The 26,337-nt window shown below is 65.2% G+C and carries 29 protein-coding genes and 1 pseudogene; 11 read left to right on the top strand and 19 right to left on the bottom strand.

The window, feature by feature from the left end; genetic code table 11:
* The first annotated feature begins 819 nt into the window (after window positions 1-819).
* A complete protein-coding gene (locus C8J45_RS17595) occupies window positions 820-1,023 on the top strand; it encodes a helix-turn-helix transcriptional regulator (protein WP_107964442.1) in 204 nt (67 codons plus the stop codon).
* 265 nt (window positions 1,024-1,288) lie between these two features.
* Here C8J45_RS17595 and C8J45_RS17600 read toward each other — a convergent pair whose 3' ends face one another.
* The 3 genes and pseudogenes from C8J45_RS17600 to plsY form a co-directional block, all read right to left on the bottom strand.
* Window positions 1,289-1,609: a hypothetical protein gene (locus C8J45_RS17600; protein ID WP_055879890.1), complete on the bottom strand. Its 321-nt coding sequence runs from the start codon at window positions 1,607-1,609 to the stop codon at window positions 1,289-1,291.
* Window positions 1,610-1,844: 235 nt separating this feature from the next.
* Window positions 1,845-2,642: pseudogene (gene dprA / locus C8J45_RS17605) on the bottom strand (DNA-processing protein DprA); the annotation flags it as partial.
* Window positions 2,635-3,249, bottom strand: coding sequence for a glycerol-3-phosphate 1-O-acyltransferase PlsY (plsY, locus tag C8J45_RS17610; RefSeq protein ID WP_258191517.1), 615 nt, complete (start codon window positions 3,247-3,249; stop codon window positions 2,635-2,637). The gene plsY and the pseudogene dprA, both read right to left, overlap by 8 nt.
* A 223-nt stretch (window positions 3,250-3,472) precedes the next feature.
* Between plsY and murI the strand changes: the two genes are divergently transcribed.
* Together murI and hemA are read left to right on the top strand one after the other, a co-directional pair.
* Window positions 3,473-4,261 (top strand): glutamate racemase, encoded by a 789-nt coding sequence (murI, locus tag C8J45_RS17615; RefSeq protein WP_107964446.1) that lies wholly within the window; start codon window positions 3,473-3,475, stop codon window positions 4,259-4,261.
* Between the two features lie 172 nt (window positions 4,262-4,433).
* A complete protein-coding gene (gene hemA / locus C8J45_RS17620; RefSeq protein ID WP_374956453.1) occupies window positions 4,434-5,660 on the top strand; it encodes a 5-aminolevulinate synthase in 1,227 nt (408 codons plus the stop codon).
* A gap of 32 nt (window positions 5,661-5,692) precedes the next feature.
* On the opposite strand, the gene C8J45_RS17625 is transcribed toward hemA, so the two are convergent.
* From C8J45_RS17625 to C8J45_RS17645, 5 genes are all read right to left on the bottom strand, one after another.
* The gene (locus C8J45_RS17625) at window positions 5,693-6,175 is read right to left on the bottom strand and encodes a Uma2 family endonuclease (RefSeq protein WP_219907402.1); all 483 of its coding nucleotides are present in this window, start codon (window positions 6,173-6,175) and stop codon (window positions 5,693-5,695) included.
* Window positions 6,176-6,301: 126 nt separating this feature from the next.
* Complete coding sequence (locus C8J45_RS17630; protein ID WP_107964450.1) at window positions 6,302-6,766, bottom strand: DUF3429 domain-containing protein; 465 nt, start codon at window positions 6,764-6,766, stop codon at window positions 6,302-6,304.
* On the bottom strand, window positions 6,766-7,473 hold the full coding sequence (locus C8J45_RS17635; protein WP_107964452.1) for an anti-sigma factor domain-containing protein: 708 nt from the start codon (window positions 7,471-7,473) through the stop codon (window positions 6,766-6,768). The genes C8J45_RS17630 and C8J45_RS17635 overlap by 1 nt, the downstream gene beginning before the upstream one ends.
* The gene (locus tag C8J45_RS17640) at window positions 7,466-8,050 is read right to left on the bottom strand and encodes a sigma-70 family RNA polymerase sigma factor (RefSeq protein ID WP_107964454.1); all 585 of its coding nucleotides are present in this window, start codon (window positions 8,048-8,050) and stop codon (window positions 7,466-7,468) included. The genes C8J45_RS17635 and C8J45_RS17640 overlap by 8 nt, the downstream gene beginning before the upstream one ends.
* A gap of 10 nt (window positions 8,051-8,060) precedes the next feature.
* Window positions 8,061-8,483 (bottom strand): hypothetical protein, encoded by a 423-nt coding sequence (locus C8J45_RS17645; RefSeq protein ID WP_107964456.1) that lies wholly within the window; start codon window positions 8,481-8,483, stop codon window positions 8,061-8,063.
* A 235-nt stretch (window positions 8,484-8,718) separates the two neighbouring features.
* Here C8J45_RS17645 and rpiB point away from each other — a divergent pair, with 235 nt between their 5' ends.
* The 5 genes from rpiB (at window position 8,719) to C8J45_RS17670 (ending at window position 12,503) form a co-directional block, all read left to right on the top strand.
* Window positions 8,719-9,159, top strand: a complete 441-nt coding sequence (rpiB, locus tag C8J45_RS17650) for a ribose 5-phosphate isomerase B (RefSeq protein ID WP_107964458.1) — start codon at window positions 8,719-8,721, stop codon at window positions 9,157-9,159.
* Window positions 9,156-10,466 carry a serine hydroxymethyltransferase gene (gene glyA, locus C8J45_RS17655; RefSeq protein WP_107964460.1) on the top strand — a complete coding sequence of 437 codons (1,311 nt, stop codon included), beginning with the start codon at window positions 9,156-9,158 and terminating at the stop codon, window positions 10,464-10,466. Before rpiB ends, glyA begins: the two co-directional genes overlap by 4 nt.
* 3 nt (window positions 10,467-10,469) lie before the next feature.
* Complete coding sequence (locus C8J45_RS17660; RefSeq protein WP_107964462.1) at window positions 10,470-10,649, top strand: hypothetical protein; 180 nt, start codon at window positions 10,470-10,472, stop codon at window positions 10,647-10,649.
* Window positions 10,650-11,114, top strand: coding sequence for a transcriptional regulator NrdR (gene nrdR, locus C8J45_RS17665; RefSeq protein ID WP_056053297.1), 465 nt, complete (start codon window positions 10,650-10,652; stop codon window positions 11,112-11,114).
* Between the two features lie 171 nt (window positions 11,115-11,285).
* Window positions 11,286-12,503, top strand: a complete 1,218-nt coding sequence (locus C8J45_RS17670) for a TrmH family RNA methyltransferase (protein ID WP_107964464.1) — start codon at window positions 11,286-11,288, stop codon at window positions 12,501-12,503.
* On the opposite strand, the gene C8J45_RS17675 is transcribed toward C8J45_RS17670, so the two are convergent.
* Window positions 12,500-12,799 (bottom strand): chorismate mutase, encoded by a 300-nt coding sequence (locus tag C8J45_RS17675; protein WP_107964490.1) that lies wholly within the window; start codon window positions 12,797-12,799, stop codon window positions 12,500-12,502. The genes C8J45_RS17670 and C8J45_RS17675 overlap by 4 nt on opposite strands.
* A 191-nt stretch (window positions 12,800-12,990) precedes the next feature.
* On the opposite strand from C8J45_RS17675, the gene rpsD reads away from it, so the two are divergent.
* The 3 genes from rpsD (at window position 12,991) to C8J45_RS17690 (ending at window position 16,399) form a co-directional block, all read left to right on the top strand.
* Entirely contained in the window at window positions 12,991-13,605 is a 615-nt protein-coding gene (gene rpsD, locus C8J45_RS17680) for a 30S ribosomal protein S4 (protein WP_056487297.1), read from the top strand.
* A gap of 186 nt (window positions 13,606-13,791) precedes the next feature.
* A complete protein-coding gene (locus C8J45_RS17685; RefSeq protein WP_107964491.1) occupies window positions 13,792-15,423 on the top strand; it encodes a M28 family peptidase in 1,632 nt (543 codons plus the stop codon).
* Window position 15,424: 1 nt separating this feature from the next.
* Window positions 15,425-16,399 carry an agmatine deiminase family protein gene (locus tag C8J45_RS17690; protein WP_107964465.1) on the top strand — a complete coding sequence of 325 codons (975 nt, stop codon included), beginning with the start codon at window positions 15,425-15,427 and terminating at the stop codon, window positions 16,397-16,399.
* Between the two features lie 324 nt (window positions 16,400-16,723).
* On the opposite strand, the gene C8J45_RS17695 is transcribed toward C8J45_RS17690, so the two are convergent.
* The 10 genes from C8J45_RS17695 to ctaD all read right to left on the bottom strand — a co-directional run bounded on the left by C8J45_RS17695 (window position 16,724) and on the right by ctaD (window position 26,337).
* The gene (locus tag C8J45_RS17695) at window positions 16,724-17,593 is read right to left on the bottom strand and encodes a class I SAM-dependent methyltransferase (protein ID WP_107964466.1); all 870 of its coding nucleotides are present in this window, start codon (window positions 17,591-17,593) and stop codon (window positions 16,724-16,726) included.
* Complete coding sequence (thrC, locus tag C8J45_RS17700) at window positions 17,590-18,990, bottom strand: threonine synthase (RefSeq protein WP_107964467.1); 1,401 nt, start codon at window positions 18,988-18,990, stop codon at window positions 17,590-17,592. Before thrC ends, C8J45_RS17695 begins: the two co-directional genes overlap by 4 nt.
* A 130-nt stretch (window positions 18,991-19,120) precedes the next feature.
* Window positions 19,121-19,723 (bottom strand): SURF1 family cytochrome oxidase biogenesis protein, encoded by a 603-nt coding sequence (locus C8J45_RS17705; RefSeq protein ID WP_258191518.1) that lies wholly within the window; start codon window positions 19,721-19,723, stop codon window positions 19,121-19,123.
* A complete protein-coding gene (locus C8J45_RS17710) occupies window positions 19,720-20,103 on the bottom strand; it encodes a DUF983 domain-containing protein (RefSeq protein WP_107964468.1) in 384 nt (127 codons plus the stop codon). The genes C8J45_RS17705 and C8J45_RS17710 overlap by 4 nt, the downstream gene beginning before the upstream one ends.
* Window positions 20,104-20,370: 267 nt before the next feature.
* Window positions 20,371-21,297 (bottom strand): cytochrome c oxidase subunit 3, encoded by a 927-nt coding sequence (locus tag C8J45_RS17715; protein ID WP_107964469.1) that lies wholly within the window; start codon window positions 21,295-21,297, stop codon window positions 20,371-20,373.
* A gap of 30 nt (window positions 21,298-21,327) precedes the next feature.
* Window positions 21,328-21,879 (bottom strand): cytochrome c oxidase assembly protein, encoded by a 552-nt coding sequence (locus C8J45_RS17720; RefSeq protein ID WP_107964470.1) that lies wholly within the window; start codon window positions 21,877-21,879, stop codon window positions 21,328-21,330.
* On the bottom strand, window positions 21,879-22,016 hold the full coding sequence (locus C8J45_RS19345; protein ID WP_165886435.1) for a hypothetical protein: 138 nt from the start codon (window positions 22,014-22,016) through the stop codon (window positions 21,879-21,881). The genes C8J45_RS17720 and C8J45_RS19345 overlap by 1 nt, the downstream gene beginning before the upstream one ends.
* The gene (locus C8J45_RS17725; protein ID WP_107964471.1) at window positions 22,013-22,912 is read right to left on the bottom strand and encodes a heme o synthase; all 900 of its coding nucleotides are present in this window, start codon (window positions 22,910-22,912) and stop codon (window positions 22,013-22,015) included. The genes C8J45_RS19345 and C8J45_RS17725 overlap by 4 nt, the downstream gene beginning before the upstream one ends.
* 59 nt (window positions 22,913-22,971) lie before the next feature.
* Window positions 22,972-24,462, bottom strand: a complete 1,491-nt coding sequence (locus tag C8J45_RS17730) for a hypothetical protein (protein ID WP_107964472.1) — start codon at window positions 24,460-24,462, stop codon at window positions 22,972-22,974.
* 213 nt (window positions 24,463-24,675) lie between these two features.
* The gene (gene ctaD / locus C8J45_RS17735) at window positions 24,676-26,337 is read right to left on the bottom strand and encodes a cytochrome c oxidase subunit I (RefSeq protein WP_107964473.1); all 1,662 of its coding nucleotides are present in this window, start codon (window positions 26,335-26,337) and stop codon (window positions 24,676-24,678) included.

Genomic DNA, 26,337 nt, shown 5'->3' on the forward strand with positions numbered 1-26,337 from the left:
GCGAAAACCGAAAAACCCATAGACCAGCATTTGCGGCCCGCGGCTTCATGCTTTGGAGGATATCGTACATCTACCGATGCCCGATTTCCTTCACAGAGTCGGACGTTCCGGTTGCGAATCACGGCTCCCGAAAGCGGTCATTCGTTCAGCGCGTTTTTTTCCGGTCCGGTCATTCCTGATGCAAAAATCAAAAGTTTGCATCACAGGACTGGCTCAAATTGAGCGCTATGAGGCCTATGAAGGGGTGACTCCGTTCAACCCAGAAAGCCGCCCTACGAGTCAAACATACTTGACTCGAAATGTCGCGTATGTTTGACATTCTGCGAAAGCGTAGGGGAAGCAGATGTACGAGTTCACTCACCGTGGGGCCGGGGTCAATTGGGCGGCTTTAGATCAAAAGAGCCGACGCCTTGTGTCTGGGAGTATGGCTAGCGCCGTGGTGGCCGTTATGCCGCTTTTCAAATGGACCGCTGACGCTGCGCACCGAGTGGGTATCGAGTTTCAGGGCGCAATGCCCATTGAAGGCACCGCTGTTTCGACTTCTTCCCTCTATCTGCCTGCCGCTGGGGTCGTGGCCTGGGTAATCGGCTTTGCTGCCTTATCTGGCCTGCTATGGTGGCGCATGAGCATCCGGCAGGATGAGCTGTTTCATCGAGTGCAGAACTGGTCGCTCGGCATGAGTGGCGCGTGGACTGCCGCTGCCCTTACAGTGTGGGGCCTGTTAGATATGACCGGGATTAGCCCGCCTATACAGGGGCCTGCCCCCCTTATCCTGTTCTCAGCACTCACGATCTTGTTCGGTCGGACGGCTGCGCGCAAATGGGCGTCCTAACTCGCCTCCCGGAACACCGGGCTGAGTCGAACTTTACGCAGGCTGGATTGGCAACGCTCGTTGGCGTTTCCAGACAAACCATCAACTCAATCGAGACAGGTCGGTTCGAGCCTAGTTTGTCATTGGCGCTCAAGCTGGCCCAGCTATTCAACGTGCCCGTAGAGAACCTTTTTAGCCTACCGGAAAATTAGACATCGGCGGTAGTGCGGCTGCTGTTGTGATGCAAAATTCACGGATTGCGCATCAACCTAAGAACGGCAGGAAACGACGGGCTCCGGCGATGCAAAAGACTGATGCATCTGAGAGACCCGTTCAGTGGTCGGATTCTTGGGGGGGGGTGTGCCCCCAAAGCGGAAGGTCCTCTTTCCTTCCCAACCCAGACATTCCCGAATTCGATTGGTTGTGGGAACGCTCGCGCGAAGATCGACAATCCCGCGATCTGATCGCTACGAAGGGCTATGTCCGTGCCCAGCCACTATAAGAGGCAGCGCCCGTCGTCATATCGATCACAAAGGTGTCACCGCCGATCCGGCTTGCATAAAATCGTCCTTCGATATTGCTGATGGCGGAGAAGGTGTCGGTCGCGGGGCGGGTCGCATCGAACTTCCGGTGCATGTCGTCCGTCGCGCCTGGTTCCGGTGCGATCTGCCAAACGGGCCGGTTGCCGGCGTCGAACAAGAACACCTCTCGCCCCCAGATTTCGCGGTGAATGACATCCCTCGTCGGATACGCTTCGAATAGAACCAGACGCCCCGAGCCGGGCACCGGTAAGATCATGCCGATAGGGTAAGACTGCACAGCCTGATCCTATATTCTTGTTCCACACACCACAATACGAGGCAGCGGTTAATTCCTCAAACTCGATCCTTTTCGGGAAAAGCTGAGCCCCGCAATGTCGGCTAATGCCACCTGCCTTCCCGAAAGCTGCCGTTCCGCTCCCCTTCCCAAATCGGACATTCACTAACCAGCTGAGATCGATGGAAGATTAACGTTTGTAAACTGTCGCATGTATGATCAGCAGGTTGCAGCCTTGCGCGCGGGGATCGAGCGGGCTGCCGGGGACGGCCATGACTTCGCGGCCGGATTCGTTGGCAAGGCGCGCGGTGATGAGCGAGCCGGATTTGGGGACGGCCTCGACCACCACCGTGCCGATCGCGAGGCCGGCGATGATGCGGTTGCGCGAGGGGAAATTGCGCGCCTTGGGCTCTGTGCCGGGGGGCTGTTCGGCGAGCAGGAGGCCGTCGGTGGCGATGCGTTCCTGCAAGGCGGTGTTGTCGGGCGGGTAGGCGATGTCGATTCCGCTGGCGATCACGCCGATCGTGGCGCCGCTCGAGCCTCCGCCGAGTGCGCCGATGTGCGCGGCTGTGTCTATGCCGCGGGCGAGGCCGGAGACGATGGTGGTGCCTTCCTCGGCGAGTTGCAGCGCGAGCTGGCGGGCGAAGCGGCAGGCGGCGGCGGAGGCGTTGCGCGCGCCGACCATGGCGATGCAGGGTCGGGTGGCGTGGGTGACGTCGCCGCGGAGGATGAGCGCCGGGGGCGCGGTCTCGATCTCGGCTAGCAGGCGGGGATAGTCGGGGTCGTCGAGGAAGAGGTAGCGTGCGCCGAGCCTGGCGGTGGCGGCCATTTCGCGTTCGGCTAGCGCTGCGTCTGCGATTTTCGGCGCGCGTCCGCCGCCGCGCTGGGCGAGCACGGGGAGCGCGTCAATCGCGGCGTCGGCGCTGCCGAAGCGGGCGATGAGCTGGCGATAGGTGACCGGTCCGATCCCGGTCGTGCGGATGAGCCGAAGTCTCGAGACCGTCGGGTCAGTCACTCTTTTGCCGGTTGGACCCGATGCGCGGCTCGGTGCCGGAGAACAGGCGTTCGATGTTCTCGCGGTGCTTCCACAGGACGATCAGCGCTAGCGCGAGAAGCAGCAGGACGAGGTCGAACCGGCCGAACAGCGCGGCTGCAAACGGCGCGCTGAGCGCGGCGGCCATGCCGGCGACCGAGGAGATCCGGAGACCCGCGAGGAGGCCAAGCCAGACGACCGCGTAGACCAGCCCGAGCGGCCAGTGCAGCGCGACGACGATGCCCATGAGCGTCGCGACGCCCTTGCCGCCCTTGAACTTGAGCCAGACGGGGTAGCAATGGCCGATGAACGCGCCGGCCGCTGCCAGGAGTGCGTTGCCGGGGAACAGGTGTGCGACGAGCAGCACGGCGACCGCGCCCTTGGCCATGTCGAGCAGCAGCGTGGCGGCGGCGAGGCCCTTGCGTCCGGTGCGCAGCACGTTGGTCGCGCCGATGTTGCCCGAGCCGATCGTGCGCAGATCACCTGCGCCGCCGAGCCGCGTGAGAATGACGCCGAACGGGATCGAGCCGAGCAGATAGCTCAGCACGAGCGATAGCGTGGGCGCCACCCAGAGAATTTCCGTCTGCAACTATGTCCCCCGTTCTGGAGGGGCTTATAAACGACCCGGGGCTGACGGCAAATGGCGTCGCTGGGCATCGATCTCTCACCATCCGTCATCCTGACGAAAGTCAGGATCCAGGATTACAGGCGGTGGCTTGCGTAGCTCTGGGTCCTGACTTTCGTCAGGATGACGAGTTGGGGGCGGCGACGGGTACTGGTTTGCACGGGCCGAACCGGCCTAAGAGCGCTGTATGGACACCCGCCCCATCCTGTTCTTCGATTCCGGTGTCGGCGGGCTGTCGATTGTCGGTCCGGCGCGCGCGGCGCTGCCCGATGCGCCGTTCGTCTATGCCGCCGACTCGGCCGGCTTCCCCTACGGGACCAAGAGCGAGGCGGAGATCGCGGCGCGCGTGCCGGTGCTGCTGGGGCGGCTGGCGGAGCGGTATCGGCCGCGGCTGATCGTGATCGCGTGCAACACCGCCTCGACGATCGCGCTGCCGGTGGTGCGCGCCGCGCTCGACCTGCCGGTGGTGGGGACGGTGCCGGCGATCAAGCCCGCCGCGCTGCTTTCGAAGACCCGGACGATCGGCGTGCTGGGGACGGAGGCGACCGTGCGGCAGGCGTATGTCGACGATCTGGCGGCGAAGTTCGCGGGCGATTGCACGGTGCTGCGCTACGGCTCGGCGGCTCTGGTCGAGATGGCCGAGGCGAAATTGCACGGCCGAGTCGTCGCGCCGGAACGCTATGCAGCGGTGCTAGATGGCTTGTTTTCGCAGCCCGGCGGCGACGCGATCGACGTGATCGTCAATGCCTGCACGCATTTCCCACTGGTCGAAGCGGAGCTTGCGGCCGCTGCTCCCGGCGTGCGCTTCGTCGATGGCGGACCGGGGATCGCGCGACGGATCGTTCATCTCATGCAGGGCGAATCATGGTCGGGAGCGGGGGAGGGCGTTGCCGTCTTCACCCGACTGGGCGACGACGAACGCGCGCTCGGACCGGCTCTGGGGGCGCGCGGGTTTGGCAGGATCGAGCAGCTTTAAGCGTTTACCTGGGACAATGTGCCACCTTGCGTCGCGGCCGCATCGTGGCAATGTGCTGCCAGGATGAGGAAAGCGATCACCGTAAGAGCGGTATTGCGCTGGAAACGAGTGAAAGCGAGGCGTAGTGCCCAAGCCTATGATTACCAACGGCATCTCGGCAACGGATTCTACCTTGGTTCCGCGAGTCGATTATTCGCGCGTTTTCACGCAGGCGATCGACCGGTTGCATGCCGAAGGGCGCTACCGCGTGTTCATCGACATCCTCCGCAACAAGGGCGCGTTTCCGAACGCGCGCTGCTTCGCCGGGCATAACGGGCCGAAGCCGATCACCGTCTGGTGCTCGAACGATTACCTCGCGATGGGCCAGCACCCGAAGGTTATCGCGGCGATGGAAGAGGCGCTGCACGACGTCGGCGCGGGCTCGGGTGGCACGCGCAACATCGGCGGCAACACGCATTACCATGTCGACCTGGAGGGCGAACTCGCCGACCTGCACGGCAAGGAGGCGGCGCTGCTGTTTACCAGCGGATACGTCTCGAACGAGGCTACGCTGGCGACGTTGGCCAAAGTGCTGCCGGGCTGCATCATCTTTTCCGACGAACTGAACCACGCGTCGATGATCGCGGGCATCCGTAACTCGGGCTGTGAAAAGCGCGTGTTCCGTCACAACGATCTCGCGCATCTTGAGGAACTGCTGGCCGCGGAAGATCCGGCCGTGCCGAAGCTGATCGCGTTCGAGAGCGTGTATTCGATGGAGGGCGACATCGCGCCGATCTCCGCGGTGTGCGATCTCGCCGACCGGTACAACGCGCTGACCTATTGCGATGAAGTCCACGCGGTCGGGATGTACGGCGCGCGCGGCGGCGGCATTTCGGAGCGGGACGAGGTCGCGCACCGGATCACGATCCTTGAGGGCACCCTCGGCAAGGCATTCGGCGTGATGGGCGGCTATATCGCCGCCGATCGCACGATCGTCGATGTGATCCGCAGCTACGCGCCGGGGTTCATCTTCACGACCTCGCTGTCGCCGGTGCTGGTCGCTGGGGTGCTCGCCAGCGTGCGGCATTTGAAGAGCTCAAGTGTCGAGCGTGAGGGGCAGCAGGCGTCCGCGGCGATGCTGAAGGCGATGCTGAAAGACGCCGGGCTGCCGGTAATGATCGGCGACACGCATATCGTGCCGCTGATGGTCGGCGATCCGGTCAAGGCGAAGAAGATCAGCGACGTGCTGCTCGCCGAATACGGCGTGTACGTGCAGCCGATCAACTATCCGACCGTCCCGCGCGGTACCGAGCGGCTGCGGTTCACGCCGGGCCCTGCGCATACCGAGGCGATGATGCGCGAACTGACGGATGCGCTGGTCGAAATCTGGAGCCGGTTGGATCTGCGCAAGGCGGCCTGAGGCTGGTCCCGCTCACTGCGGGGCAGCGCTGGTCAGTCGATCGTGATTGTGCCGTCGGTGCCGGGCACATTTAGGACTTCGCCAAAACCTACCGAATGGAATCGCGTGTAATCGCCTTCCAAAGGGTTGGCGTAGACATGGACGACGCGCCGAATGCCATCGACCACCCAGTAGTGCGGAATGCCGCCGCGCGCATAGGCGAAGCGCTTCATCGTGGTGTCGCGCGCGACCGACGTTTCCGCGACTTCGACGACGAGCAGGAAGTCGGTAGCGAGCAATAGGCGGTTTTCTTCCACTGATGTGCGTAGAACCGCGACGTCGCAGCCAAGCACTGTATTGTTACCCAGATCGACGCCGGCCTCGCCAACGATTCTCGACTCAGCAAATAGATGCGACAGGCGAATGGCGATCTTGGCCTGGCGCGAGGCGTGCGCAAACTGGGGCGGGTTCATCCGGACGAGTTCCCCTTCGACCAGTTCGACTTTCATGTCGTCGAACGCGCCGGATTCACCCATGCGCAGGAACTCGGCGGTGGTGAAACGCGCCTTTTCCTGCCGATCGGTGCGGAGACTCGCGGCGGATGTATTCATGACCGATTCGTACCATGAATCGAGCTAGCCCGCGAATCGTGCGGCGTGGCCTTAAAGCGCGGCGGCGAGCATCGTCAGGCCGCCGAGGCCGAGCGACAGGGGTATGCGCAAGGCCATCCAGCCGGGTGGTGCGATGCCGGCGCGGACTAGGGCTCGGTCGACGAGCAGTGCGGCGATGAGGCTAATGCCGAGTACGACCAGCGAGGGACCGGGCCAGCGCAGGCCGACCATCCAGGGCCAGGCGGTGGCCAGTGCGATCAGCGATGGCGCGACGCTCACGAACCAGAGCCAGCGCGGCGGCGAGTCGGTGCGTGCGGCGAGGCCCCACCAGAGACCGCCTAGGAAGCTCAGGATGATCGCGGCATAGGCGTAGGCGATCGCCAGCGCTGAGAACCGGCTTTGCGGATCGCCGCTCAGCAGCAGCGCGACCGCCGCGAGTTGCGGAAGAAGGCCGCTCAGCCCGAGGAGGCGCGCGATCGGCGGGATGCCGCCGGTCGCGGCGGGTCGCTTGGTCATCAGACGCGCGCGACTACGCCGGTGGCGACGACCGGGCCGGTCGGCAGGCCGGTCGGCGAGCCGCCGAGTGGCTCGACCGAGATCGCGAGTGTCGCACCGGGGGCTATGCGACCGCGGTCGATGCCCTTGGGTGCCAGCGAGGTCGGACGGCCCGAGAGCAGGCCGAGCGAATGCGGCACGCCGTCGCCACCGATCACCCAGAGCTGCGCGACGCGCGCGTCCGGAACGCCGGGGCCTGCCGCGACGCGGAGTGCGCCGTTCGCAGGATCGTAGACCGCGGCAACCGGCGACTTCGCATCGCCGAGCATCGCGACGAGCACGCTCGATGCGCGGGCGACGGGCACCGGCTGGGCGACGGGCACGGTCGGTTCGGGGCGGACCATGACGAACAGCAGCAGCGATGCGGCGATCGCGCTGGTGACGGCCGCGAGTGCGGGCCAGGCGAAGCGGCTGGTCTTGGCGGCGGTTGGACTGTCGAGGCTGGCTTCGATCCGCGCGGCGAGATGCGGCGGGGCGGCGTATTCCGGCCAGAGGTCGAACAACGCGGCAAAGCGCGACCGCCACCATTCGACCTGCGCAGCAAAACCGGGTTCGGCTAGCACGCGCCGAAGTGCTGCACCGCGCTCCTCGCCTTCGAGCAGACCCAGCGCGAGTTCGGCGGCCGCCACATCTTGAGGCACGCCGGTATCGGTGGTCGGATCAACCATCGAGGCAATCCTTCAGGCGCGCGAGGCCGCGGCGGACCCAGCTTTTCATCGTGCCCAGCGGCACGGCGCGCTTGATCGCGAGTTCGGCGTAGGTGATGCCGTCGAAGAACGCGGTGCGGATCGCATCGCGCTGTTGCGGTTCAAGGCCGTTCAGGCACTCGATCAGTTCGCGCGACGATTCGCTCGCCAGCATCCCCGCTTCGGCACCCTCGCCAGGATCGGCGATGTCGGGCGCATCGTCGAGCGGGCTCGTGCGGCGGACGCCCTGCGCGCGCTGCCAGTCGATGGCGCGGTTGCGCGCGATCGTCGCCAACCAGGTTATCGGGCTCGCGCGGCCGGGTTCCCAGGCACCGGCGCGTTTCCAGATCGTGAGATAGACCTCGTGCAGCACATCCTCCGCGGCTTGGGCGTTGCCACAGATACGGTGGGTGATCCCGAAAAGCTTCGCGCTGGTCAGCGTATAGAGTTCGCGAAACGCTTCGCGGTCCTCTTGGCCCGTGCGCAGGAGTACTTCTGAGAGATGCGCGCGGGCGGCGTCTGCGTTCGCCTGGGCGGGGGAGGCATGTGCGATAGTCACGTGCGGGAACCTAGCGGCTAAGTCCGTCGCGGCAATAGCCTTCGCCGGGCTTGACGGTCAGGCAGTCGGTTTTGCCGAACAGATATTTGAGCCCGGTCGCGTCGCCGTTGGTCGCGCGCAGGGTTTCGCGGACGCCGTTGCGTTCGAACGTTATCGTGTCGCCGTTCGCGATACCGTCGAACTTGCCCTTGTTGTCGAGGTCCCACTGCATCGTCAGCGCATAGTGGCCGGGTGCGGCGGTGGGGGCGATGTCGAGGACCATGCCTTCGACGGCGATCCAGCGGCCGGTATAGTCGGGCGCTTTGGGCTTGGGGGCGGCGACCTTGCGCTCGACCGATCCGGCGGAGGTCATGTTACCGTCGCTGCTGGTATTGGGGGCGGGGCCTGAGCAGGCGGTCAGCGCGGCGGCGGTTAGGAGGGCGAGGGCTTTCATGGACGTCTCCTATGGCGCAGGCGAGCGAGCCAGCATTGCTCCGTCATCCTGACGAAAGTCAGCACCCAGAGTAACGTAGAACTGCGCTTTGTAACCCTGGGTCCTGACTTTCGTCAGGATGACAGAGTGAAATGGGATGTCGTCGTCCATCACGACCCGCGAACAGGTGTGGCAAATGCGCGCTCGGGTCGATATGGGGCTGGGCACCCGATCCCCCGTCACAGGAATACGCCAGGTGCGCATCGCCATCGCGTCCGATCACGCCGCCGTTTCGTTGAAAGCGGTGCTCGCCGCTTGGCTGCGCGAGGCGGGGCATGATGTGCTCGATCTCGGTCCTGAGGGTACCGCCAGCGTCGATTATCCCGATTATGGGTTCAAGCTTGCCGCAGCGATCGCCGATGGTAGCGCGGACCGCGGCATCGCGCTGTGCGGCTCGGGTATCGGCATCTCGATCGCCGCCAACCGCAATCCCGCCTGCCGCTGCGCGCTGGTCTCCGAACCGCTGTCGGCGAGCCTCGCGCGCATCCACAACGATGCCAACGCCATCGCGATGGGTGCGCGCCTGATAGGCGAGGAAATGGCCAAGGCGTGCGTCGAAGCTTTCTTGTCCGCCGAATTCGCCGGCGGCCGTCATCAACTCCGTGTCGACAAACTTTCCACAAAGGTCCCCGCATGAGCACTCAGCCCCGCGAACTCCACGACGTCCAGCCGGATGGCTTCTTCACGCGCGGCCTGGCCGATGCGGACGCTGCCGTTTTCGCCGGCGTCGCTGCCGAACTGGAACGCGAGCAGACGCAGATCGAACTGATCGCGTCGGAGAACATCGTCTCGAAGGCGGTGCTCGAGGCGCAAGGGTCGGTGTTCACGAACAAGTACGCGGAAGGCTATCCGGGCAAGCGTTATTACCAGGGCTGCGCGCCGTCGGACGTCGTCGAGACGCTCGCGATCGAGCGGGCCAAGCAGATCTTCGGCTGCGGGTTCGTCAACGTGCAGCCGCATTCGGGCGCGCAGGCGAACGGCGCGGTAATGCTGGCGCTGGTGAAGCCGGGCGACACGATCCTCGGCATGAGCCTCGATGCGGGCGGTCACCTGACGCATGGCGCGAAGCCGGCCATGTCGGGCAAGTGGTTCAACGCGATCCAGTACGGTGTCGACGCGACCACGCACCTGATCGACTACGACCAGGTCGAGGCGCTGGCGGTCGAGCATCAGCCGAAACTGATCATCGCGGGCGGTTCGGCCTATCCGCGGACGATCGACTTCGCGCGTTTCCGCGCGATCGCGGACAAGGTCGGCGCGTATTTCATGGTCGACATGGCGCATTTCGCCGGCATCGTCGCGGCGGGCCTGCACCCGACGCCGTTCGGTCATGCGCATGTCGTGACGACCACCACGCACAAGACGCTGCGGGGCCCGCGCGGCGGCATGATCATGACCAATGACGAGGCGCTGGCGAAGAAGTTCAACTCGGCGGTGTTCCCGGGCCTCCAAGGCGGGCCGCTGATGCATGTGATTGCGGCGAAGGCGGTCGCGTTCGGCGAGGCGTTGCAGCCCGACTTCAAGAGCTACATCGCTGCGGTCGTCGAGAACGCGAAGGTGCTCGCGGCGACGCTCAAGGAGCGCGGCTCGGACGTCGTTTCGGGCGGCACCGATACGCATCTGGCGCTGATCGATCTCACGCCGCTCGGCATTACCGGCCGCGATGCGGACGAGGCGCTGGAGCGTGCGGGCATCACCTGCAACAAGAACGGCATCCCCAATGATCCGCTGCCGCCGGTGAAGACCAGCGGCATCCGCGTCGGCTCGCCCGCGGGCACGACGCGCGGCTTCGGCCCGGCGGAGTTCCGCGAGATCGGCAACATGGTCGCCGACGTGCTGGACGGCCTCGCGAAAAAGGGCGAGCATGGGGACCCGGAAGTCGAGGCGGACGTTCGGACGCGTGTTCGTGCACTCTGCGCGCGCTTCCCGATCTATCAAGGATAAGACATGTCGAAGATCGATGACCTCCAGAACGACATCAAGGCGACGCCCGGCCTCGGCAAGAGCATGGCCAAGTGGAGCGCACTCGGCGCGGTCGTGGCGATCCCGGTGCCGGTGATCGGCCCAATCTTCGGCGCACTCGCGGGCGCGGGCTACGCCTATTACAAGGGCAAGAAGAAGGTCTGAATGCGCTGCCCCTTCTGCGGACATGAAGACAGCCAGGTAAAGGACAGCCGCCCCACCGAAGACGGGGCGGCGATCCGACGCCGGCGCCAGTGCGAAGGCTGCGCCGCGCGTTTCACGACGTTCGAGCGGATCCAGTTGCGCGAGCTGTTCGTGTTGAAGAGCGAGGGGCGGAGAGAGCCTTTCGACCGGGAGAAGCTGCTCAGGTCGTTGTCGATCGCGACGCGGAAGCGGGCGATCGAGCCGGGGCGGATCGAGAAGCTGGTGAGCGGGATCCAGCGGCGGCTGGAGACGCTGGGCGAGAACGACGTCACATCGAAGCGGATCGGCGAGATGGTGATGGACGGGCTCAAGGGTCTCGATTCCGTGGCGTATATCCGGTTCGCGAGTGTGTATCGGGACTTTAGCGAGGCTAAGGACTTCGAGGCTTTTGCTGGGAGTGTTGAGGAGGTTGGGCGAGCGGAGTGATTCGTCCTTCTCTCTTGGCCTGCTCTCGTTCAGCCTCGTCCTTGTCCGGGTTTGTGTCCGCGCAACTGGCAGCATCACAAACTTTACCTTATCGACGGTTCCTCACCCCTCTTCCGTTCGTCCTGAGTAGGGACTGAGCGCGGCGAAGGCCCGTATCGAAGGACAGGTTGCATGAGCTTTTACGCCTACATGCTCCGCTGTTCCGACGGCAGCTACTATATCGGCCACACCGACTCGTTGGAACGCCGCATTGCCCAGCACCAGCACGGTGAGCTCCCCGGATACACACACAACCGGCGCCCGGTTACGCTGATGTGGTCGCAGGACTTCCCGAGCAGGATCGAGGCGCTGGCGGCCGAGCGTCAGTTGAAAGGCTGGACGCGGGCGAAGAAGGAAGCGCTGGCGGCGGGGGATTGGGGCGCAGTGCGCTTACTCTCGCGCAAATCCTTCGATACGGGTCTTCGGCTTCGCTCAGCCCCTACTCAGGACGAACGGGGTGGGTTGGATGAGCGGGATGGTTTGGCTGAGCAAAGTGGATTGGCCGAGCCGGACGACTTTGGCGAGATTGGTGGATTTGGCGACGTGATTGACGAAAACATGATTGGTACGGACGCGGCTGGGGACAGCGATGTACTCGCGGATGGAGATGGGGCGGTTGGAGCTCCACCCCCCGTCATAATCCTCGTCCGTCCCCAACTCGGCGAGAACATCGGCAAGGCGGCGCGCGCCATGCTCAACTTCGGGCTTACCGAAATGCGCCTCGTCTCCCCGCGCGACGGCTGGCCCAACCCCTCGGCTGGGCCCGCCGCCAGTGGCGCCGACATCGTGCTCCAGAACGCGAAGGTCTACGACAGCGTCGCTGCCGCCACCGCCGACTGCGCGCAGGTCTTCGCTACCACGGTGCGGAAACGCGGCGTAACCAAGCCGGTTGTCACCCCCGAACAGGCCGCAACCGAGATCCACGCAGCCCCCGGCCGCTCCGCGATCCTGTTCGGGCCCGAGCGGTCCGGCCTCGAAACCGACGACGTCGCAGTTGCGAGGACGATCATCACGGTGCCGATCAACCCGGAGTTCGGGTCGCTCAATCTCGCCCAGGCGGTGATCCTGGTCGCCTATGAATGGTCGAAGGGCCTGACCGCCGAACGTGAGCTGTCACAGCCGTCGATCAATCCGATCATGCCACCTGCGCCGCAGGAGGAGCTCGACGGGATGATCGGGCAGCTCGATGCGATGCTGATGGGCGCCGGGTTCTTCCACCTGCCCGACAAGATGCAGTCGACGCGGCGGACTCTCCGCACGCTGCTGACCAAGCCGGGCTGGTCGAGCCAGGAGATCCGGACTCTCCGCGGCGTGTTGTCGTCGCTGGCGGGGAAGCGGCCGCGAGCCTAGCGCCGGTCGAAGGCGGCGAGTTCGTAGGCGATCGAGGCTTCGACCAGGCGTTCCCACAGATCCGCGACCACGGCCTCCGGAACGCCCAGTCTCACCGCCTCGGCCCGCGCGTTGTCGATCACCTGTGTCTTCCGACCCTCGTCGCGGACATGCCCACGCTGGGGCTTGATCCGCGCGGCGGCGTCCATGTAGGCGAACCGCTTGGCGAGCAGCGCGACCAAGTCGCGGTCGAGCGCGTCGACGCCTGCGCGGACATCGGTCATGGTGGTGCAATCGGGCCCGGGGAGAATGGTCATGCGCCGTCTCTTGCCGAGCCCCATCCGGCCTGTCCAGCTTGACTCTGGACCGCCCCCCGTCTAGGCGCCCGCCTTCGCAATGGCCCTGCACCCCGGTGAAGCGGTGGCCCTGCCCTGTCTGGACATCCGTCTCGTACAGCCAGCAGAGCGATACCGGGAACAACGTTGTTAGCATTTGCCAAGGACTTACTATGTCGAAGCGTCAGAGCGCGAAGTACAAACTCGATCGCCGTATGGGCGAGAACATCTGGGGTCGTCCCAAGTCGCCAGTCAACAAGCGCGAATACGGCCCGGGCCAGCACGGCCAGCGCCGCAAGGGCAAGGTCAGCGATTTCGGTATCCAGCTGCGCGCCAAGCAGAAGCTCAAGGGCTATTACGGCGACGTGACCGAGAAGCAGTTCCGTGCGTGCTACCATGAGGCTGCGCGTCTGAAGGGCGATACCTCGCAGAACCTGATCGGCCTGCTCGAGCAGCGCCTCGACATGATCGTCTACCGCGCCAAGTTCGCACCGACGATCTTCGCGGCACGCCAGATCGTCTCGCACGGCCACATCCGCGTCAACGGCGTGAAGTGCAACATCGCCTCGCGTCGCTGCTTCGTCGGCGACGAGATCACGCTGGGCACCAAGGCGCAGGAAATGGCGCTGGTCATGGAAGCCCAGAGCCTAGCCGAGCGTGAGATCCCCGATTACGTCGCCACCGACGGTGCGGCCAAGGTCACCTTCACGCGCGTTCCGACGCTCGACGAAGTGCCTTACCCGGTGAAGATGGAGCCGAACCTCGTCGTCGAATTCTACTCGCGTTAAGCCGAGTAGATTCGTCGACCGGCCGGCGTCGCTCAAGCGACGTCCGACGACGTGGCTTTGCCACGGCGCGGTTTGGAACAGAAAAGGGCGGTCCTGCGGGGCCGCCCTTTTTCGTTGCCCCGTGTCGTCTCGTGGACATGCGCGCCCGGCTTTGCCAGAACGCGCGCAACCAAACGGGGAATGACCATGCGCGCTGCCATCCTGCCTCTCCTGCTGCTCGGGACCGCCGCGTCCGCGCAGACTACGCCCGCGATCTCGGTCGAGACGTTGAAGACCGTTACGCAGGTGCTGTCGTCCGACGCGTACGAAGGCCGCGCGCCGACCACGCCCGCGGAGGCGAAGACGGTCGCGTACATCGTCGGGCGGATGAAGGCGGCGGGGTTGAAGCCCGGCAATAAGGGCAGCTGGACGCAGGACGTGCCGATGGTGGAGATTACCGCGGGCAACGTCGCGCCGTTCAGCTTCACCGGCGGTAAGGCGCCCGTCAGTCTCGCCTATCGCACCGACATGGTCGCGGGCACGTACCGCGTGGCGCCGAAGTCCGCGGTGGCGAACAGCGACGTGGTATTCGTCGGCTACGGCATCACCGCGCCTGAAAAGGGCTGGGACGATTATGCCGGCACCGATGTGAAGGGGAAGACCGTGGTCATCCTCATCAACGACGCCGACTGGCAGACGATGTCGCGCGAGGGGCCCTTCGAGGGCCGCGCGATGACGTGGTACGGGCGCTGGCCGTACAAGTTCGAGAATGCAGCGAAGCACGGCGCGGCGGCGGCGATCATCGTCCACGATACCGAGCCGGCGGCGTATCCGTGGGCTGTCGTGCAGTCGTCCTGGACCGGGCCGCAGCTCGAGCTGGACGAGAAGGGCGATCATCTCGACCAGTCGCAGATCGTCGGCTGGATGCAGAAGCCGGCGGCGGAACGCGTGTTTGCGAGCGCGGGCAAGGATTACGCGACGCTGGCGGCGGCGGCGAAGGTGAAGGGGTTCAAGGCGGTACCGCTCGGGCTGAAGTTCGGCGGCGGGTTCGACAACACGATCAAGCGGCAGGCGTCGAAGAACGTCATCGGCGTGCTGCCGGGGACGGCGGCGCCCAATGATTACGTGATGTATTCGGCGCATTGGGATCATCTCGGGCGCTGCGACGCGGTCGATGGCGACGACATCTGCAATGGCGCGGCGGACAATGCGAGCGGTGTTGCCGGGCTGGTGGCGCTGGCGGAGGCTCAGGTGAAGGCGGGGCCGGCCAAGCGCTCGATCGCGTTCCTGGCGGTGACGGCGGAGGAGTCCGGGCTGCTCGGGTCGCGCTATTATGCCGAGCATCCGATCTATCCGCTCGCGCATACCGTCGGCGGCGTGAACATGGACGTGCTGAACGTCGACGGCCGGGCGAAGGATTTCGTGCTGACCGGCGCGGGAAAGTCGGAGATCGAGGATCTGGTGAAGCCGTTCGTTGCTGCCGAGGGCCGCGTGGTCGGTATCGAGGCGAACCCGGAGCGCGGCGGCTATTACCGGTCGGATCACTTCAGTTTCGCCAAGCTGGGCGTGCCGATGCTCGATGGCGGCAGCGGCGAGGACCTTGTCGTTGGTGGCACCGCAGCAGGACATGCCGCGCGCGAGGATTATGTCGCGCACCGGTATCACAAGCCTGCGGACGAATATGACGCCAAGTGGGACTGGTCGGGTGCGGTCGAGGATCTGACGATCTATTACGGGCTCGGGCGCAAGCTCGCGGACGATACCAGTCTGTGGCCGAACTGGTATAAGACCGCCGAATTCCGCGGCATCCGTGACCGCGATCGCGCAGGAGCCAAGTAACGTGACCACATCCGCCGTCTCGACCCCAGCCGAATGGGCGCACCACAAGGCCGTCTGGATCGGTTTTCCGAGCCATGCGGACTTATGGCTGGAGGATCTCGAACCCGCACGGGACGAGGTCGTGGCGTTCGCCAAGGCGGTTCATGCCGGCGGCAAGGGCGAGACGGTGATTCTGGTCGCGGCGGACGTCGGCTCGGCAACGACGGCCAAGAAGCTGGCGCCGTTCGCGGACGTGGTGGTCGAGCCGTTCGGCGATATCTGGTTGCGCGATACCGCGCCGATCATCGTCGGCGACGGTAGCGCGCGGGACTTCCGGTTCAACGGCTGGGGCGGGAAGTACGACTTGCCCGGCGACGACACGATCGGTCAGCGACTGGCGGAGAGCCGGAACACGCAGGTCGAGGCGTGCGACTGGGTGCTCGAGGGCGGCGCGATCGATGGCGATGGTACCGGGACGGTCGTCACGACGCAGCAGTGCCTGCTCAACCGCAACCGCAATCCGTCGCTGACCAAGGCGGATATCGAGGCGCGGCTGGCGGCGGATCTCGGCTATACCCGCGTGGTGTGGCTGGGGGACGGGCTGGTCAACGATCATACCGATGGCCACGTCGACAACCTCGCGCGGTTCGTCGGCGAGGGACGCGTGGCGATCCCCAAGGCGACCGACAACGATCCGAACTGGCAGGTGTACCAGAATGCCGCGCGCGATGCCGAGGCGGCCGGGCTGGAGGTCGTGACGATCCCATCGCCAGGCCGTGTGCTCCGCGACGAGGAGGTCGTGCCGGCGAGCTACATGAACTTCTATATCGGCAATGCCGCGGTGGTGGTGCCGTTGTATGGGGCGGAGAACGACCAGGCGGCGGTCGTGGCTATCCAGGCGCTGTTCCCGGATCGTAAGGTGGTGGGGCAACGTGCGGATCATATCCTGACGGGCGGCGGAAGCTTTCACTGCATCTCGCAGCAGATTCCGGGGTAGGTCCCTTACAGCCGTTCGTCCTGAGTAGCCGTCGAGTAGCTCCGTAAGGAGCGTATCGAGACGGCGTATCGAAGGATAGGTTGTCACGCGGAACCTGTACCTCGATACGAGCCCTCGATACGCCCAAGCGGGCTACTCGATCTCTACTCGGCACGAACGGTATGGGAGTTGCCGTGTTTGTCCCGTACCCTGAATCAACAGCCCCCCCCGGCGAAGGCCGGGGCCTAATTGGGGGACTTAACCAACGGAGGACTACCCTTCGTTACGCCAACCTTCCCAATTGGGCCCCCGCCTTCGCCGGGGTGCTGGCTAATCAAAGCGAGTTCAGCGGCTCCAGCGGGCCCAGATTGCCGTCGGGAGCGTCAGCCCGCGCGCTTCCTCGCGTACACCTAACTCGCCGACTTCGACCTTGCCGGGGAGGTCCGCGAAGACCTGGTTCAGCAGTTCGCCGATCGCGATCGCTGACATCCGCACCGCGTATACCGTGAGGAACAGGAAGCGAGAGTTCTCGTCGAGCAGCTTGCGGCAGTCGGCGATCAGCTTGGGAAGGTCCTCTTCAAGCCGCCAGACCTCACCCTCCGGCCCACGCCCATATTTCGGCGGATCGAGCAAAATCCCATCATACCGCCGCCCCCTCCGAACCTCCCGCGCGACAAACTTCGCCGCATCATCCGTCATCCAGCGGATCGGCGCATCGGCCATGCCCGACAGTTTCGCGTTCGCCTTCGCCGCCTCGACCGACTTCTTCGAGGCATCGACATGCACCATGCGGACGCCCTTGGTCGCCATCGCCAGCGTGCCGACGCCGGTATAGCCGAACAGGTTCATGCATTCGGGCGACTCGAGCCCCGCGACGCGCTCGCGCATCCAGCTCCACACCGGCGCCATGTCGGGAAAGAAACCAAGGTGGCGGAACGGGGTCGTCTGCGCGGTGTACGACACCTCGTTCCACTTGAGCGTCCAGCCTTCGCGAGGAACGGGCTCGGAGAATTCCCAGCGGCCGCCGCCATCCTCGTCGGAGCCGGGGACGAATTCGCCCTGCGCCTGCCAGTCGGTCGAGGCGGGCGCCCACATCGCCTGCGGCTCGGGGCGGATGAAGCGGAAACGGCCATAGCGTTCGAGCTTCTTGCCGTGGCCCGAGTCGATCAGGCCGTAATCCGCCCAGGGTTCGCCTATGAGGGTTTCCAGCTTCATGCCGACGGCTTCGCGCGCTCGGTGATGTAGGCGGTGATCGCTTCGAACGTCGCCGGCAGGGTTGCGTAGCGCTCCTCACGGTCGAACAGGTCGCCGACGCGGGTTGGCAGCGAGGGGCGCACGCCGGTCGCGCGCTCGACCGCGTCGCCGAACTTGGCGGGGTGCGCGGTGGCGAGCGTCACGATGGGGACGCCGGCGGGAACTTCGGTACGCAGCGCGGCGGCGAGGCCGATCGCGGTGTGCGGGTCGATCACTTGGCCCGCGTGCTCGTGCGCCCAGCGCATTGCCAGCGTCATGTCGTCGAGGTCGATGCGTTCGCTCTGGAAGAGGGCGGAGGCACCTTGCGATTGCGCATTGGTGAGGCGCATTGCTCCCGAGGATTCAAAGCCGGCCATTTGTGCAGCGAGCGCTGCGCCATCGCGGTCGCCGAGGTCGAACAACAGGCGCTCGAAGTTCGAGCTGACCTGGATGTCCATCGACGGGGTCGGGGTCTGCTGGACGCCCCCCTTCGAATAATCGCCGGTGCTGAGCGCGCGGTGGAGGATATCGTTGACGTTGGTCGCGACCACCAGCTTGGCCACCGGCAGCCCCATCTTAGCCGCGACATAGCCCGCGAACACGTCACCGAAATTGCCGGTCGGGACCGCAAACGCGATCCCGCGATCGGGCGCCCCGAGGCGGACGGCGGCGTAGAAGAAATACACCACCTGCGCCATCAGGCGGGCCCAGTTGATCGAATTGACCGCGGACAGCGCGAACTTGGTCGAGAAGGCGCGATCGTTGAACATCGCCTTCACCAGTGCCTGCGCGTCGTCGAAGCTGCCCTCGATCGCGATGTTGTAGACGTTGGGGCTGAGCACCGTGGTCATCTGGCGGCGCTGGACGTCGGAGATGCGGCCGACCGGGTGGAGCATGAAGATGTCGATCCCCTCGCGTCCCGCGACCGCGTCGATCGCGGCCGAGCCGGTGTCGCCGCTGGTCGCGCCGACGATCGTCAGGCGCTTGTCCGTGCCGGCGAGGAAGCGCTCGAAGAACAGCCCGAGTAGCTGTAGTGCGACGTCCTTGAACGCGAGCGTCGGGCCGTGGAAGAGTTCGAGCAGCCACTGGTCGTGGTCGAGCTGCACGAGGGGGACGACTGCGGCGTGCGAGAATCGGCCATAGGCTTGTTCGCAGAGCGCCTTCAGTTCCTCGCGCGTGATCGTATCGCCGACGAACGGAGCCATCACCGCGACGGCGGTGTCGACATAGGATAGCCCAGCGAGCTCAGCGATCTCGTCGCGGGTCAGCGTCGGCCACGCGTCGGGAAGGTAGAGGCCGCCATCGGAGGCGAGGCCGGCGAGCGTCGCCGCTTCGAAATCGAGGATGGGCGCCGAGCCGCGGGTGCTGATGTAACGCATGTTCCGTCGGTTAGCGGGCTGAGCGGAAGGGAACAAGCTGCGCGCTTTCCGTTTTCCTGCGAACGCAGGAATCCAGGGTTATGGAGGGATGCGCGCGGTACCCTGGGCTCCTGCGTTCGCAGGAGAACGGCTAGCGAGGCCGGCGGCGGAGCACGAGGGTGTAGATGATCGCGGCGATGGCGGCGAAGAAGAACCATTGGCCGGCATAGGCGAGGTGGTTGTTCGGGACCGAGGCGATGTCGGGCTTGCCGTTGGGGTTAAGGCCGGCCTGCGGGGTGTCCGCGACAAGCATCAGGCGCTGCGGGGTGTGATCGAACAGCGATCCGATCAGCGAGCGGCCGTCAGGCGCGTGGCTGATGTAGCCGGAGACTTCGCCGCCGGTCCACGCGATCTTGGCCATCGGATCGCGCGTGGTGCCGAGCTGGACGATCATGCCGGGGCCTTCCGCGCCGGTGCGGCACTGGGCGATCGCGCGGAAGCCGGACTTGCCGGCGCCGGCGAGCTTGATGTCGGTCGGCTGGAGGCAGAGGCCCGAGGCGCGGCGAAAGAGCAGCGTCTCATCGGGGATGCGCGGGAAAGCCATCGGCGGCTTCGCGGGGTTGGCGGCGAGCTGGGCGAGGAACGCCTCCTTTTTCGGGAGGCGGTCGAGGAGTTGCCACAGGCCGAGACCGATCATCGCCGCGATCGCGAGCGTGACGAGAATGGTCGGGATTATCGGAATGCGTCGTGTCACGGGTCGATTCGGCCTTCGCGGGCTGCATTGCGGTATTCGGCGGACATAAGCGCGCCTTTAGCCGCTCGGAGGGAAAGCACGACGCCGCCGGCGGTGAAGGGGATCCAGATCAGCATGTGCAGCCAGAGCGGGGGATGGACCTTGAGTTCGAGCGTGATTGCGAGCGCGACGACTAGCGCGCCGAGGATCAGGGTCAGGAATGCAGCAGGGCCGTCGCCGACGTTGAACTTGCTGAAGTCGAGCCCGCAGTTCGGGCAACGGTCGGCGAAGTTGGACCATTTCGCGAAGAGCGTGGGCTTGCCGCAGCGTGGGCAGAGGCCTTTCAGCGCGACCTGGGCGATCGTGGGGGCGTTGGCGAGCGGGTATGGGTCTTCGGTCATGCGGTCAGCGCTCTCCCTTGTTTCCCCGCGAAGGCGGGGATCCAGACTGGGCTCCCGCCTTCGCGGGAGAATAAGGGAGGGAGCGGTGGTTGGTTCGCGTCCGTGCCGCATCCAAAACCGTCACCACCCCGGCGAAGGCCGGGGCCCAATCGGGGTACGCCATTAACTGCGGATAGCGCTTCGTTACTGCAGCCTTCCAAATTGGGCCCCGGCCTTCGCCGGGGTGGTAGCTATCGGGGTGTTCGCAGTTGATGGGATGGAAAAAACTCAACCGCCGTGGACGGGTGCGCCCCAGCCGCCCCAGACGTAGACGGTAACGAACAGGAACAACCACACGACGTCGACGAAGTGCCAGTACCACGCCGCCGCCTCGAAGCCGAAATGCTGGCGCGGGGTGAAGTCGCCGCGGTACGCGCGGACCAGACAGACGATCAGGAAGATCGTGCCGATCAGCACGTGGAAACCGTGGAAGCCGGTCGCCATGAAGAACGCCGCGCCGTAGTTGATGCCCTTGAACGGGAACGGTGCGTGGACGTACTCGTAAGCCTGGATCGAGCTGAACAGCGCGCCGAGAATAACGGTAAGCCACAGGCCCTTGAGCACGCCGTCGCGGTTGCCGACGCCGATCAGGCCCCAGGCGCCGGTCTTCTCGCCGCCACGCTGGTTGTGGATCAGCGCGTGGTGCGCCCACGTCACGGTGGTGCCGGAGGTCAGCAGGATCAGCGTGTTGAGCAGCGGCAGTTCGAACGGGTTGATGACCGTCAGGCCCTTTGGCGGCCACTGCGCGACGATCGCCGCGCCACCTTCGACGGCGCGTGTGACGCTGCCGTCGGCATAGGTCATCGCGGTCGGGAACAGCGAGAAGTCGAAAAACGCCCAGAACCAGCCGACGAAGAACATCACTTCGGAGGCGATGAACAGGATCATGCCGTAGCGGAAATGGAGCTGGACGACGGGGGTGTGGTCGCCCGCATGCGCTTCCTTGATGACCTGCGCCCACCAGCTGTAGAAGGTGAAGAGCAGCCCGGTCAGGCCGATGAAGAAGATCCAGCCGCCGCCATTGGGCTTGTCGATATGGCCGCCGTGCATCCACATGATGCCGCCGACCGCCATGATCAGTGCGGAGAACGACCCGACCAGCGGCCAGATGCTCGGCGGCAGGATGTGGTAATCATGGTTCTTGGCGCCGGCCATCGGTACTCCCCTATTTTCTTTGGCGACGTTCTAGCTGGCTGTTTTCGCAGAATCCACCGGGTAAAACGTATAGCTGAGCGTGATCGTCTGGATATCGGCCGCGTCGGGGTCGGTCAGGATCTTCGGATCGACGAAGAAGATCACCGGCATCCGCGCGGTCTCGCCGGGCTTGAGCGTCTGCTGCGTGAAGCAGAAACACTGGATCTTGGTAAAATACTTGCCGGCCTGCGCAGGCTGGACGTTGAACGTCGCGGTGCCGGTCAGCGGTTTGTTCGAGGTGTTCGTCGCGGTGAAGAACGCCATGTCGCGCGCGCCGACGTCGATCGTGTCCGAACGATTCTCGGGCACGAACTTCCACGGGAGTTTCGGGCTGACGTTGGTGTCGAAGTCGACGGTGATCTTGTGGTCGACCGCGCCGGGGGCGGCTAGCCCGCGGTTGGTGGTGCCGTTGAGCCCGGTGGCGGCGCAGAACAGGCGGTATAGCGGGACGCTGGCCCAGGCGAGGCCGGTCATGAAGCAGATGAAGAGCACCGCTAGTGCCGCGGTGCGGTTGGTGCGCGACATGGCCTTCCAGCCATCCATCAGTGCGGCATGCCTGCGCGGATCTTGGCGATCGAGATGGCGAAGACGAGGATGACGAACGCGCCCAGCAAGAGCGCCATGACGCGGGCGCGGCCGCGCTGGCGGCTGCGGATCAGGTCTGGATCGGGCAGGCTCATGCGAACCACCGGTCGACGACCAGCGCGCCGAACATCACGAACAGATACAGGATCGAGTATTTGAACAAGGCCTTCTCCGGTTTCATCGCATCGTCGGCATGCGTGGTGCGCTTCGCGACGCGGACGGCGAGCAGCGCGAACCAGCCGGTCAGCAGGACGGCCGCGATGCCGTAGATCGGCCCGGTCAGCCCGAGCGGCCAAGGGAGGATCGCGACCGCCGCCATCGGGATCGTGTAGAGCCCGATCTGCGTCCGTGTGGTACGCTCGCCCGACACGACGGGGAGCATCGGCACCCCCGCGGCGGCGTAATCGCTCTTCATGAACAGCGCGAGCGCCCAGAAATGCGGCGGCGTCCACAGGAACACGAACAGGAACAGCAGGACCGGCAGCAGCGCGATGTCGCCGGTCGCGGCGGTCCAGCCGATCAGCGGCGGGAACGCACCCGCGGCACCGCCGATGACGATGTTCTGCGGCGTGCGGCGCTTCAGCCAGACGGTGTAGACGAGGACGTAAAACAGGATCGAGACGGTCAGGATCGCGGCGGCGACGATGTTCACCGCGACGCCCATGAACAGCACCGAGAACGCGCCGAGCCCGACGCCGAAATGGAGCGCTGCCTGGCGGTCCATCCGGCCGTCGGGGAGCGGGCGCTTCTGCGTGCGGCGCATGACCGCATCGATGTCCGACTCGTACCATTGGTTGAGCGCACCCGCTGCCCCGGCGCCGAGCGCGATGCAGAGGATCGCGGTGAAGCCGATCACCGGGTGCACGCCGACCGGGGCTGCGAGCATCCCGCAAAGGCCGGTGAAGACGACGAGCGTCATCACGCGCGGCTTGGTCAGCGCAAGGAAATCGCGCCAATGCGCCGGTGGCAGAAGGGGGGTGGCAGGAGTCATGGTTCGGGTATGCTATACGCCTTGCGGCGAGCGTCGGAAACCCTTCGCGTCGTGGCGGTTCAAAGGGTTGGGCGGGCGACGTGGATCGCCGCGGTATCGTCTGCGTAGATCCGTCGCCATGCCGGATCGTGATCGAGCCGCTTCGCCAGCGGCGAGTGCGGCGGCAGGATCGTCCAGCCGAAATGCCACTTTGCATTCGCCGCCCGCCAGCGCGTCGCATCGCCAGCTGCTATGGCGAAATAGTCGAGTGCGAAGGTGTCGCCGTACATGTCCGATCGGCCGTCGATATAGGGGCGGATACCGGCAAGGATGAGCGGTCCGCCGAAGCTGTATTCGTTGAAGACGCGTGCGTCGCGCAACGACCGCGGCAGGTGCTGCAATGCCGTTGCGGGGATGCCTTCGCTGTCGGTCCGCACGACCGGGACCGCGACCCGGTATGCCGTGAGCGCGATTGCGAGCAGCAGGACCAGGCCGCCGATCAGACGCGTATCGCGGCGGGCCGTCGCCGACTTGGGCGCGGTGGCAGTTGCGGATGTCCAGGCTGCGCCGAGCGGCTGTGCGAGTATCAGGACGCCGACGATGATCAGCACGCTCTCCTGCCGGGTATGCTGCAAGGCCAAGTGCAGGACGCCGAGCAGAAGCAGCAGGCGAACCGGCGGTATGCGGACCGGCTTGGCGAGCAGGAAGAACAGCGTCGCGAGAAGGATCGCCTCGGGGGCGGCGAAGGTGGAAAAATTGGCGGGCTGCCACTCGCCGAGATGCGCCAGCAGTTTCAGGCCGTTGACGTAGAACGGAAAGACGAAGCCGCCGAAACCAGCCGGTGTCGCCAGTGCGGCAATACCGGAACACGCGCCGAACACGCCCCAACCGACGATGACCGCGTGGCGATCTGTGGGGACTTCGGCGATCAGGGCTTCGAGCGCGAACACCGCGGCGAGCGCCAGCCCGAAGATGAAGCTGCCATGTGCGTTCGCCCAGATCAGCATCAGCGGCACGAGGACGAGCGGCGGTGCCCGGCCTCGTTCGCGCGCGTGAAGAAGCGCGATAAGCCACCCAGCCAGCAGTGGGAGGGCGAGGATGTGCGGACGCGCGAGCAGCGACGGCGCAATACCCGGCGCTGTCAGCAGCAGCGCGACGATGCTCGCCCGGATACTCATCCAGCGGCAGAGCTGGGAGGCGACCAGCGCGTAGAGCGTCGCCATCGCTGCGCCGGTCAGCAGGTTCAGCCCGGTCCACCCCGCCGCGCGGTAGCTCGCGTACATCGCCAGTTCGGAGAGCCATTCATGCGCGACCCAGGGGCGTCCTGCGGCGGTAAACGAAAAGGGATCGTGCGTCGGGACGCTGCCGTGCGCGACGATCCACGCGCCGGTCGCGAGATGCCAGCCGGTGTCGCCGTCGAGCAGCAGCGTCGGGAGGACGATCGTGAACGCGAACGCCGCAAATCCGGCGAGCAGTGCAAAGATCGCGCGCGGGGTGGTGATGATCGTGGTTGCGACCTCAGGTGCGGGTGTGGGCGGGGCCGGAGGGAGGATGCTTGGCGACGTCGTCATGAGGGAGGGATAGCGCGATTGTCCTCCGGAAAGATGAATCTGGGTCTTGCTGGCGCTGGGCGTGTCGGTGGGGGACGCTCGACGAAAAAACGCCCCGGGTTTCCCCGAGGCGTTTGGTTCTCCTGGCTGGCCCCGACACGGGAGTAAATCCCGTGTCGTCGGACGCGGCTTTGCCGCGCCGGCCGGGCGGGGGCCTGAGGGCCCTTGTCCGCCTTAATCGATCTTAGGCAGCGTATCGAACTGGTGGTACGGCGGCGGCGAGGAGATCGTCCACTCCAGCGTCGTCGCGCCGTCGCCCCAAGGGTTGTCGCCTGCCTTCTTGCCGGCCGCCAGCGACCAGATCAGGTTGACAAAGAACACCACCATGCCCGCGGCCATGATCATGTAGCCGACCGACGCGACCGTGTTCCAATGCTCGTACTCCGGCGTGTAGTCCGGGATGCGGCGCGGCATGCCCTGCAAGCCCAGGAAGTGCATCGGGAAGAACATCACGTTCACGCCGACGAAGAACACCCAGAAGTGCAGCTGGCCGAGGAACTCGTTGTACATCTTGCCGGTCATCTTCGGGAACCAGTAATAGAACCCGGCGAACAGCGAGAAGACCGCGCCCAGCGACAACACGTAGTGGAAATGCGCCACCACGTAATACGTGTCCTGCATGTAATCGTCGATGCCGCCGTTGGCGAGCACGACGCCGGTAACGCCGCCGACGGTGAACATGAAGATGAACCCGATCGACCACACCATCGGCGTCTTGAAGGTGAGCGAGCCGCCCCACATCGTCGCGATCCACGAGAAGATCTTGATGCCGGTCGGCACCGCGATGACCATCGTCGCCGCGGTGAAGTACATCTTGGTGTTCACGCTGAGGCCGGTGGTGAACATGTGGTGCGCCCACACGACGAACCCGACCACGCCGATCGCGACCATCGCATAGGCCATGCCGAGATAGCCGAAGACGGGCTTGCGGCTGAACGTCGAGATGATCTGGCTGACGATGCCGAAGCCCGGCAGGATCATGATGTAGACTTCGGGATGGCCGAAGAACCAGAACAGATGCTGGTACAGGACGGGGTCGCCGCCGCCGGCCGGATCGAAGAACGTCGTGCCGAAGTTGCGGTCGGTCAGCAGCATCGTGATCGCCGCGGCCAGCACCGGCAGCGCCAGCAGCAGCAGGAACGCGGTGACGAGCATCGACCACACGAACAGTGGCATCTTGTGCAGCGTCATGCCCGGCGCACGCATGTTGAAGATCGTCGTAATGAAGTTGATCGCGCCGAGGATCGACGATGCGCCGGCGAGATGGAGCGCGAGGATCGCCATGTCGGTCGATGGCCCGGGCTCGCCGTAGGTCGAGAGCGGGGCATAGAGCGTCCAGCCGTTACCCGCGCCACCGAAGAACGGTGACGCCAGCAGCAGCGTGAAGGCGGGGATCAGCAGCCAGAACGACACGTTGTTCATGCGCGGGAACGCCATGTCTGGCGCGCCGATCATGATCGGCACGAACCAGTTGCCGAAGCCACCGACCATCGCCGGCATGACCATGAAGAACACCATGATCAGGCCGTGCGCGGTGATCAGCACGTTCCAGAGATGGAGCGATTCGTCGAGGCTGGCGGGGCCGCCGTGGAGCATGCTCGCCCAGCCCTGCAGATACTGGATGCCGGGATGCGCGAGCTCGGCGCGCATAAGCCCCGAGACCGAGCCGCCGATGATCCCCGCGACGATCGCGAAGATCAGGTACAGCGTGCCGATGTCCTTGTGGTTGGTCGACATGAACCAACGCGCGAAGAAACCCGGTTTATGATAGGTATCGTGGTGGTCGTGCGATTCGTGCGCGACGAACGCCGACGGATGGAGAGCGGTGTCGGTCAT

The organism is Sphingomonas sp. PP-CE-3G-477, from assembly GCF_003050745.1.
In the GTDB taxonomy this organism is placed as follows: domain Bacteria; phylum Pseudomonadota; class Alphaproteobacteria; order Sphingomonadales; family Sphingomonadaceae; genus Sphingomonas.